A 9746-nucleotide genomic window follows, 5' to 3' on the forward strand; every position below is an offset into this window, starting at 1 on the left:
TGTGGGTTATGGCTTTATTATCCGAACTCGGTGGGTCATATCCTGACCCTGCTGAGTTTCCGAACTAATCAAGAAAACAAAAGACGGGCACGGGCCGGCTTTCGTTTTCGAGGGCGTTGAAAAACAGCGGATTTTCAGCTGTTTTTGTATCGGATTAATTATATGGCTATCCGCCGCCGGCCGGCCGTGCTAAGCATGGCCGACCGGCGCCACGTATCGCGCGCCGGCTCATCCCTCGATACAGCGGAGTAGCTGCCATGTTGAGAACAAGTCTGGTCGCCATCGGCATCGTATTGGCCAGCGGTGGCCTGGCCCTGGCGCAACCATCATCGCCGGACGCAGGCCCGCCCAATCCGCCCCCCAAGCCGCCCGGCCACCATCACCCGCCACCGCCGCCTCCGGGCGGCCCCGCTGCGCTGCAGGGCAAGGGTTTCGATCTGCAACTCGGCCACGGCCAGGGCCTGCGCGTTCAATGCGGCGATGAACCGCTCAAAGGCTGCATCCAGGCGGCCCAGCCGCTGATTCACCAGCTGGCGCAATCGAGCCGGCGTGGTGAGCGTCATCGCATGGCCTGGAAACATCATCACAAACCCACGGGCCACGCCTCGATGGGAGCCGGGTCCGGGATGACGACGAATCAGGGCGCGGCCGCGAAGCCGGGCTCGTCCCAGGGCCCGCAGCCGTCACCGTCCGACGTATCGGGCGCATCGACGCAACCCGATGGTGCCGCTGGCCCGGCGCAATAGCGCGAAATCGCGGGGCGTGAATCGATCGTTCGGCGCGGGTGAGCGGATGCCGGGCGATCGACTCACGGTTTCCGCGGATCGAACGCGACGCACGTGGTGCTGGCGCGTCGACGCAATCGGCCGCTGTGCTGGCCGCGGCAGACCGGATTCGCCGCCGGTCATGGGCCCAAGGGCGCCGCCATGCCGGCCGGTACGCTTGCCGCCCGGGCGCCGAGTGCGGCGATCGCCGCCTTGCCGCGCACCGTCATGTCGCTGATGAACAGGAATTGATCGCGCATGTCGAACGGGTAGGCGCGCAGCTTGTAGTGCGTGCCCCAGGGCGTTTCAGACAGCACCACGACAATGGGTTTGTCGTATTCCAGATAGGCGCTGGTGAGCGCGACTTCGTGCAGCGCAGCGCGGACTTTCTGTGCGTCGTGATCCGGCGCGACATAGAAGTTGGCCACGCACATGAGCGTGCGCGAACCATCGTTGGCGTTCGCGACGTTCGAGTTCCAGAGCGTGTCGTGCGGCGCGGTGACGACGTTGTCGTCCGGCGTGTTGATACGCACCGCGCGCAACCCGACCGAAAGCACCTCGCCGTAGGCGTCGCCGAGTTTCACCCAGTCGCCGGGGCGATAGGGACGCTCGAAGATCGCCACGATGCCGGCGATGAGGCTGGAGACGTAATCCTTGAAGGCGAAGCCGATCGCCAGGCTGGCGGCGCCCATGATCACCAGAAAATTCTGGAAGGTCACGTTGAACACGATCGGAATCAACCAGAGGATGGCGATCGCCAGCAGCGCGAGCCGCAGAATCGGCACCGCGCCGAGAAGCAGCAGACGCAGCTGGTTTGGCCCGCGTTCGGCCAGGAACGGCAGCGACCGCCGGATCACGACAATGGCGACCGCCGTGCCGCTCACGATCAGCGCGATCTTGAGAAAGTTGATGTCCTGGAGATTGTGGATCAGGTGTGCGGCCTGCCGGCCGCTGTCGTTGGCTCCAGCCATGGCTCAGACCTCGGCGACGGGAAAGCCGGCCGTCGTCAGGCCGGTACGGATCGTGGGGTAGGCTTCGGGGGTGCAGGTCAGGCGGCCCTGCGCATCGTGCGCCAGAATACCCGCGGCCAGCAGACTGTTGATGGTGTTCGCGGTTCCGGTGAACGGCAGCACGTCGGTGAGCCGCGCCGGCAACATGGGGCCGTGGATCAGCAGGGCATGCAGAACCAGCAGCGAATCGTCGCCGCGGCGGCTCGGCAGGGAGAACGCCTCGAATGCGGTCACCCACAGGGTATGCGCATCCCCGTTAGCGGCGTCGGCGGTCGCGGCATCGACGCCGTTATCCGTGTCGTCGTTCGCGGCAATATGCTGGCGCAGGCTGTGGCGCCATAGTCGCCACGCGATCCATGGCACGCCGCGGCTTGCCGCAGCGAGGCTGATCAGTCGGTCGTGGGGCTTGCCATCGGCGCTCAGGGCCAGCATATCGTCGCCCGAGGCCGCGTCCCGGAACCGCATCGGTTGCTCGGTATTCGCGCTGGATATCTCTCGAAACCAGCCACGCAGTCGCTCGCCATCGAACGGTTGGAAGGTCAGCGGCGCCGGCAGTACGGCATCGGCGCGCACCGCCCGTTTGAGATACTGCCAGGCCCAGCTGTTACAGCCGATCACCGCCCGGCGATCGAGTTCGCTCAGCCGGTCGAGCAGGGCGCGAATCAGCCACAGCCCATCGCGGTGACGGAGAAACCACGCCTCCAGTGCCGGTACGACCAGCAGGCCATCACCGTCGAGCGCCGGCAACGCGTCGGGGTCCGCTTGCAGGATGGCGTCTCGTGCGGGTGTTTGCAGCACATGATGGCCTTGCCGTTCGGCCCAGCTGGCGACAATACGATCCTGATCGCCCGGCGGCAGCACGATAAGCTGAAGACGCGGGGCGTCCGGCCCCCGGTCGGCCCAGGCGCCGAGCGTGGCCTGGAGTTCGTCGATCAACGGCCCGCAGGCCGGCGGCGCGGCGGCGGCGTCCAGCATGTCGAGCGTCGATGAATGCAGGCGGGCGTGGTCGATCCGCGGTGCGTCGGTCCGGCGGCGGAGCAGTTCACGCGCCCGGGTGAGCACGCTCTGCAGCGTGTCGCGCGTCGGCAGGGCCGGGACGCGGTAGTCGGACAGCGGCCCGAAACGCGGGCTTTCGTCTCGGCTTTCGGCGTCCGTCATGGGCTTTCCTGGCAAGCTGCTTGGCAATCGCTTCGCTGGCCCGAGTATAGCGGGGTGCTTGCAAACGATGGCCGGCGATGCCATCTATTTAATGACGATTCCGACGGCTCGGAGGATGCGATGGCCAGTGGATGGGCGCGCGAGGGCGCGGTACAGGAACAGATCGACGACACCGTGAACGATGCCGTGGCGAAGGCGCGCCGCGAACTGGCGCAGGGCGGCGCCAGCCTCACGCACTGCGAGGAATGCGGTGAGCCGATCCCCGAGCGGCGGCGCGAACTGATCCCCGGCGTGCGGCTGTGCGTGGCATGCCAGGCCGAAGCGGACGAACACGCGCGCCGGGCCGGCGGCTTCAATCGGCGCGCCAGCAAGGACAGTCAGTTGCGCTGATCGGCGTCGAACGCAGCGCGCAGACAGCTGGCCAGGGTCTCGGCGGCCGTGCCCGCGTCCGCACGCTGGATCAGTGCGATACGCGTCGCGGCGAGCGCCGGCAACTCCCGCAGGGCGACCAGCGGTGGCTCGACCAGGCCGGCCGGCAGTGCGGCGACCGCGAGATCGGCGAGCGCCGCCGCGCTCTGGCCGGCGCCGCTTTCGCTGGAATAGGCGATACGGTAATCGATATCGGCGCCGTCGAGTGCGGCCAGGGCGCTGGATCGCCATGCGCAGCCGTGATTGGCAAGCGCCAACGGCAACGGGCGGCGATGGGCGGCACGGCCGTCCGGCAACCCGGCCCAGACCATGTGCTCGGTCGCCACGATATCCTCGATGCGTGAGTCGGTATCGTCGCTGCCGGCCGAAATCAGGGCCAGGTCGAGCTCGCCGGCGGCCACGCGGGCCGACAAATCCGCACTGCCTCGGGCGACGACGTTGACCGTCACCTGCGGATGTTCGCGCGCAAGCTGGCCGAGCGCGCGCGGCAACACCCGGCGCCCGAGATCATCCGGCAAGCCCAGCCCGACCTGGCCTTCGATCGCGGGGGCGAGGAAATGGGACACGGCCTCGGCGTTGAGCTGCAGGAGACGGCGCGCATACGACAGCAGCAATTCGCCGTGTTCGGTCACACGCACCCGCCGGGCTTCGCGCACGAACAGCGGCTGGGCGAGCCTGTTCTCCAGGCCTTTGATCTGCATGCTCAACGCGGACGGGGTGCGGTGAACCTGGCGCGCCGCGGCGGTGAAGCTGCCGGCTTCCGCAATCGCCACAAAACTGCGCAGTACGTCCGTATCCAGCGTGCGGGGCGGGTTTATCGATGCGTGCACCGCGTCGTCCGTTAAGTAAAATTGAACATCTAATGTAGATCTTTGCGCTGTATTGAATCAAGCGGGCGTATCAGTCTGGATCGGGCCACTTGAACCGAGCCTGTTTTATGTGTCCGATCGAATGCTCCCGGGCGCGCCGCCTGGTCTCGACGCGGCCTGCTCTCCCCGATCTGTACATGCCGGCGATGCCGCCGCTGGGCCTGATCGCCCGGATACGCCGTGCCCTCGATCACCGGGCGTGCCGGCGCCAGCTCGAGGTCCTGCTCGGCGAAGACGATCATCGGCTGGCCGATCTGGGGCTGACGCGAGCCGCTATTCACCAGGCGCTGCGTTGTGCCGATGATCCCTGCCGGCAGTTGGCCCGAACCCTGAAGACGAATGCCGCAACGGCGTCCGCGAGAGACCCGTTCGACAGCGAGTGCCACTGATAGGCCGACTTGGATCGCCGCCCGGGTGCCCGGGGCCGGCTGTAGGGCGGCGGTTTGTCTGTTAGTATTCGTGGCTCGCGCCCGGCAGCGCGAATAATCCCCGAATCGATGATATTGCGCCGCGTCGGGTGCGGCGGGCCACGCGAACGAAAACGAACGCCTGGCCCGCCGCACCCGACGCGGCTATTTGTGTTTGGAAAGATAAATGCTGCAACTGATCCGAGAACACTGGTTCTCTAATGTGCGTGCCGACATGTTGTCCGGCGTGGTGGTCGCGCTGGCGCTCATACCTGAAGCGCTCGCCTTTTCCATTATTGCCGGGGTCGACCCCAAGGTCGGGCTCTACGCATCGTTTTGTATCTGTACCGTCAACGCCTTCGTCGGCGGCCGGCCGGCGATGATTTCGGCGGCGACCGGCTCCATGGCACTGGTCATGGTGACGCTGGTGGCGAAACACGGCGTCGACTATCTGTTCGCCACCACCATTCTTACCGGCATATTCCAGTTCATCGCCGGCTCGCTGCGCCTGGCCAACTACATGCGCTTTGTGTCGCGCTCGGTGGTGACCGGCTTCGTGAACGCGCTCGCGATCCTCATCTTCTGGGCACAGATCCCCGAGCTGACGAATGTCTCGTGGGTCGTGTACGCCATGGCGGCGGGCTCGTTGGCGATCATCTATCTGTTTCCGTACATACCGGTGATCGGGCGCATCTTTCCGTCGCCGCTGATCGCGATCCTGGTGATGACCGGCATCTACATGTCCGGCCACTTCGATATCCACACGGTCGGCGACATGGGCCAGCTGCCGGGCAGCCTGCCGAGCCTGATCTGGCCGGACATCCCCTGGAACTGGCATAGCTTCACCATCATCGCGCCCTACGCGCTGACGCTGACGGTGGTGGGGCTGATGGAATCGATGATGACGGCGACCATCGTCGACGACCTCACCGACAGCGGCAGTAATAAAAACCGGGAATGCCGCGGCCAGGGCATTTCCAACATCTGCACCGGCTTCATCGGCGGCATGGCCGGTTGCGGCATGATCGGCCAGACCGTGATCAACGTGAAATCCGGCGGCCGCACCCGGTTGTCCACGCTCACCGCCGGCATCGTGCTGCTGGTCATGGTGGTGTTCCTGTCCGACTGGGTCGGCCAGATCCCGATGGCGGCACTCGCCGCGGTGATGATCATGGTCTCGATCGGCACTTTCTCCTGGGAGTCGATCCGCGACATGCCCAAGCATCCGCTGTCGACCAATCTGGTGATGGTGACCGTGGTCGCGGTCGTGGTCGCCACCAGTAATCTGGCGATCGGCGTGTTCGTCGGCGTGCTGCTGTCGGCCTTGTTCTTTGCCAACAAGGTCGGCCGGCTGCTGCATATCACCAGTCACCTGACCGACAACGGCGAACGGCGGGTCTACGAGATCACCGGCCAGGTGTTCTTCGCCTCGGCGAGTTCGTTCCGGCATGCCTTTGACTACGACGAATCCTTGTCGGCGGTGACCATCGATGTGCATCGTGCGCATTTCTGGGATATCTCGGCCGTGGAAGCGCTGGACCGGGCGGTGCTGCGCTTGCGGCGCGAAGGCATGACGGTCGATATCGTGGGCATGAACGAAGCCAGCAAGACACTGGTCGACCAGGTCGCGGTGCACGACAAGCCCGACGCCGAAAAGCTGCTCGAGCAGCACTGATACAAGGAGGAGAGCACTATGTCCGATGAGCGACCGATCGTGGCGTGCATCGATGGTTCGGCCTATGCGGCGGCGGCCTGCGATGCGGCCGTCTGGGCCGCCACGAAACTCGATGCGCCCCTGACCTTCGTCAACGTCATCAGCCGCCGCAAGCATGCGGCCTCGACCGATTATTCCGGCCAGATCGGCCTGGGCACGCGCGAGCACCTGCTGACCGAACTGGCGGCGCTGGATGCGCAACGCGCCCGCGTGGCGCGGGATCGGGGCCGCGATTTTCTCGACTCGGCCAGCCAGCGGGCGGCCGCTGCCGGCCGGCCCGAGCCGGCAACGTGCCAGCGCAACGGCGAACTGGTGGACGCGCTGCATTACATGGGCGACGACATCCGGCTGTTGGCCATCGGCAAACGCGGCGAATCCGCTGGCGACGACGATCATCTGGGATCCAACCTGGAGCGCGTCATCCGCGGCGTGTCCTGCCCGATCCTGGTGACCAATCAGAGTTTTGCGGCGCCCCAGCGTGTACTGATCGCCTTTGACGGCAGTCGGACCGGCCAGCGGGTCATCGAGCGCGCGGTGGCCACGCCGCTGCTGGGCCAGGTCGAGGCGCATCTGGTGTATGTCGGGCAGCCCAACGACAAGAGACGCCGTCAGTTCGATGACGCGGCCGAAAAACTGCGGGCTGCCGGCGCGCAGCTGACCACCGCCATCATTGACGGCGATGTCGAGCCCGCGCTGCACGACTACCAGCGCAAGCACGATCTCGACCTGATGGTGATGGGCGCCTATGGCCACACGCGTATTCGCGAATTATTGCTCGGCAGCACCACGACCGACATGATTCGGCGGGCCGACGTGCCGTTGCTGATCGTGCGGTAACAATCGACGAAAACGCGGGCGGGCCGGCGGAAGCGGTCCGCCCGCCTTGTTTCGGACCCGGACACCGCGCCGGGCCGCCGCATCCCGGATGCTCGGCGCTGTTCGCGATCAAAGGGCGATCAATGCGGGCTTCGAGCCCCAGCCGCTGTATGACAAAGTCGGCGGGCGGCAGCGTCCCTGTTCGAGCCGGCTCTCGGATCGGCGATTGCATGAACGCCCGAGCCCGAAAGTGCAGACCGGGCTGATTCGCTCGCCTCGATATCATTGCTATGACGGTGACCGGCATTATAGAGACGCGGCCCGATTCGACTACGCGGCAGACGACCATGACCCATCCGGAAATCGATACGGAAACGATGTCGCATACCTTGCATGCCCTGCGCGAGCAGTATCGCGATGAAAGCCAGCGATCGAAGAGCCAGCGTGCCACGGTCGAACTCGACCAGACCACCACCGGGCGGTTGTCGCGTATCGATGCGTTGCAGGCGCAGGCCATGGCGCAGGCTTCCGAGCGGCGTCGGCGTCTGCAGTTGCAGCGGATCGAGCACGCGCTGAAGCGGCTCGAACGGGGCGAGTTCGGCGAGTGCATCGAATGCGGCGAATGGATCGCCAAGGGGCGGCTCGAATTGGATCCTACGGCGCTGAAATGCATCGAGTGCGCCGAATAGGTAAGGGGCGAACTAGACTACGTGCGGCCCTTCGCGTCATCCGCCAAACACTCACGCAGGCGCTGTGGCGTCGATCGGATTTTTCAATCAGACCCAGCGGCCACGGGCTGCGCCAAGGAGCGCCGGCGGTAAAGGAAAGGCCCGGCCAGTATCGGCACAACGAACGCATAGACGCCGAATACCAGCCCCAGCCCGGCCGCACTCAGTCCCGCCGACATGGCCGCGGCCACGGCCACTGGCGCCAGCGCGCTGGCCAGCACCATGGCCGCGCCGAACACGCCGCGCACCGTGCCCACGGCGGCGGTGCCGAACATGTCGGCCCACAGCGCACCGGACAGTACCGAGTTGGCGCCGTTGGTGAACCCGATGCCCGCGAACGCGACCCAGATCGACGCCGGACCCAGGGGCAGGGCAAGGGAGGCAAATGCCAGAGCCATGGGCGATAGATGAATGCGCGTCATGAGGATGGTGCCGAACCGGTCCGCGGTCCGGCCGTAGAACCAGGTGCCGAAGGCGCGGAACCCGGCGAACACGGTGAAGGCGGCGCCGATCATTCCGGCGTTCCAATTCATGGCGTGGGCGATGGTGCTCTGCTCGAACAGAAAACCGGTGGCCATGAACGGTGGCGTGAGCATGATGGCCGCGCCGGCCCAGAAACGTCGATCGGAAAGCAAGGTGCGGCGCTGCAGTGGCGCCGCTGATTGCGAGCCGCCGGGAACGGCCGACCGGTTCGCCGGCTCCCGCCATACGATACCGCGCTGCAGGATCAACAGGGCCGGCGTCACGACCGCCAGTAACAAGGCGGCGACCGTGAGCCAGAGGTTGCGCCAGTAAAGCAGGCCGAGTAGCGCGATAACGGTCGCTGGCAGGATCGCTTCGCCGAGGATAACGCCCATCGTCGCCCAGGCGATGGTCGCACCGCGTCGCCCACCGCCGTTGCGAGCCGCTGCGACGACCGCCAACTGTGTGAGCAGGCCCTGGCCGCCCAGGCGCAACAGGAAGAAAGCGGCCAGCAGCATCGCCCCGGTTTCGATCCCAGCGGCGAAAAGACAACCGGCGATGAGCAGTATTAGGCTAGCCGCGGCCGCGAGCCGTAGCGAGATACGGTCCATGGCGCCACCGAGCCAGAACAGCAGGCTGCCGCTGGCCAGGGTGGCGATCCCGTAGAGCAGGCTCACGGTGGTGCCGCCGATGTTTGCGGCGGACCCGAACTGCTCGCTGAACAGGCCCACGAAGAACGTCTGGCCGAAGCTCGAAATGAAGGTGGCGACAAAGCCGAAGGCAATGACGCGCAACGTACTAACGGCGGCGGTGCCGGGGTGGTTATTGTGCATTGTTGCGTCCACGACCAGACGGCGCGCCAGCTGGTGTTGCCGGCACGCCATCAGGCATCCATCGGGAAATTACGGGCCGCGCCGACCGCGCGGCGTGTTGCGGCGGCGGGTCGGGGCCCGGAAAGTGATGATAGTTTACAAGGCCAACCGGGCAGCGACCAGCCAGCTCGTTCAAGCCGATCCAGCGCACTGCGACCGGCGCTTTCGCGGCGTTGTCGCGACCCGTGGTAGCTTCCTGTGGCCCGCCAGACGTTGTGTGTCGCCGACAAGCACGCCGCGCCGTTGGCCTTCATTAACGCCATGGCCCAGTCGGATGGTGATGGAGGGGGCTGGCTACGCCCCGGTCCATCGGTTTCTGGTGGGCTGTATGACGACTGATATGATTCGTTGTGCCGAGGTGCTGCTGATCGTTCGCTACGCTTGCCCACCCGGGCACGGGCGTTGCATCTGACCTCGACGATGTTCACATCAAAAGAGGCCTTGATTAGTTCGCAAACTCAGCTTGCCTCAATTGGGTTTCGGTACAAGGGGTTGTGCGAGCAGCGGCTTTCGCCAG

At 65.8% G+C, this 9746-nt stretch carries 10 protein-coding genes; 6 read left to right on the forward strand and 4 right to left on the reverse strand.

Features of this window, described 5'->3' with window-relative positions:
* Positions 1-257: 257 nt before the first annotated feature.
* On the forward strand, positions 258-746 hold the full coding sequence (locus ACS8YF_RS19015) for a hypothetical protein (RefSeq protein WP_440851685.1): 489 nt from the start codon (positions 258-260) through the stop codon (positions 744-746).
* Positions 747-904: 158 nt separating this feature from the next.
* Here the strand turns inward: ACS8YF_RS19015 and ACS8YF_RS19020 are convergent, their stop codons facing one another.
* Positions 905-1735 carry a mechanosensitive ion channel family protein gene (locus ACS8YF_RS19020; RefSeq protein ID WP_440851686.1) on the reverse strand — a complete coding sequence of 277 codons (831 nt, stop codon included), beginning with the start codon at positions 1733-1735 and terminating at the stop codon, positions 905-907.
* Between the two features lie 3 nt (positions 1736-1738).
* Entirely contained in the window at positions 1739-2932 is a 1194-nt protein-coding gene (locus ACS8YF_RS19025) for a hypothetical protein (protein WP_440851687.1), read from the reverse strand.
* 120 nt (positions 2933-3052) lie between these two features.
* Here ACS8YF_RS19025 and ACS8YF_RS19030 point away from each other — a divergent pair, with 120 nt between their 5' ends.
* Entirely contained in the window at positions 3053-3322 is a 270-nt protein-coding gene (locus tag ACS8YF_RS19030; protein ID WP_440851688.1) for a DksA/TraR family C4-type zinc finger protein, read from the forward strand.
* Here the strand turns inward: ACS8YF_RS19030 and ACS8YF_RS19035 are convergent.
* Positions 3310-4191, reverse strand: coding sequence for a LysR family transcriptional regulator (locus tag ACS8YF_RS19035; protein ID WP_440851689.1), 882 nt, complete (start codon positions 4189-4191; stop codon positions 3310-3312). The two genes, ACS8YF_RS19030 and ACS8YF_RS19035, sit on opposite strands and share 13 nt — an antisense overlap.
* A gap of 176 nt (positions 4192-4367) precedes the next feature.
* Between ACS8YF_RS19035 and ACS8YF_RS19040 the strand changes: the two genes are divergently transcribed.
* The 4 genes from ACS8YF_RS19040 to ACS8YF_RS19055 all read left to right on the forward strand — a co-directional run bounded on the left by ACS8YF_RS19040 (position 4368) and on the right by ACS8YF_RS19055 (position 7856).
* Entirely contained in the window at positions 4368-4619 is a 252-nt protein-coding gene (locus ACS8YF_RS19040) for a hypothetical protein (RefSeq protein ID WP_440851690.1), read from the forward strand.
* A 205-nt stretch (positions 4620-4824) separates the two neighbouring features.
* Complete coding sequence (locus ACS8YF_RS19045; protein WP_440851691.1) at positions 4825-6312, forward strand: SulP family inorganic anion transporter; 1488 nt, start codon at positions 4825-4827, stop codon at positions 6310-6312.
* Positions 6313-6330: 18 nt separating this feature from the next.
* A complete protein-coding gene (locus tag ACS8YF_RS19050; RefSeq protein WP_440851692.1) occupies positions 6331-7188 on the forward strand; it encodes a universal stress protein in 858 nt (285 codons plus the stop codon).
* 326 nt (positions 7189-7514) lie between these two features.
* Positions 7515-7856, forward strand: coding sequence for a TraR/DksA C4-type zinc finger protein (locus ACS8YF_RS19055; protein ID WP_440851693.1), 342 nt, complete (start codon positions 7515-7517; stop codon positions 7854-7856).
* Between the two features lie 83 nt (positions 7857-7939).
* Here the strand turns inward: ACS8YF_RS19055 and ACS8YF_RS19060 are convergent, their stop codons facing one another.
* Positions 7940-9241, reverse strand: coding sequence for an MFS transporter (locus ACS8YF_RS19060; protein WP_440851694.1), 1302 nt, complete (start codon positions 9239-9241; stop codon positions 7940-7942).
* Positions 9242-9746: the final 505 nt, after the last annotated feature.

This window comes from Salinisphaera sp. SWV1 (assembly GCF_052044155.1).
GTDB lineage: Bacteria > Pseudomonadota > Gammaproteobacteria > Nevskiales > Salinisphaeraceae > Salinisphaera.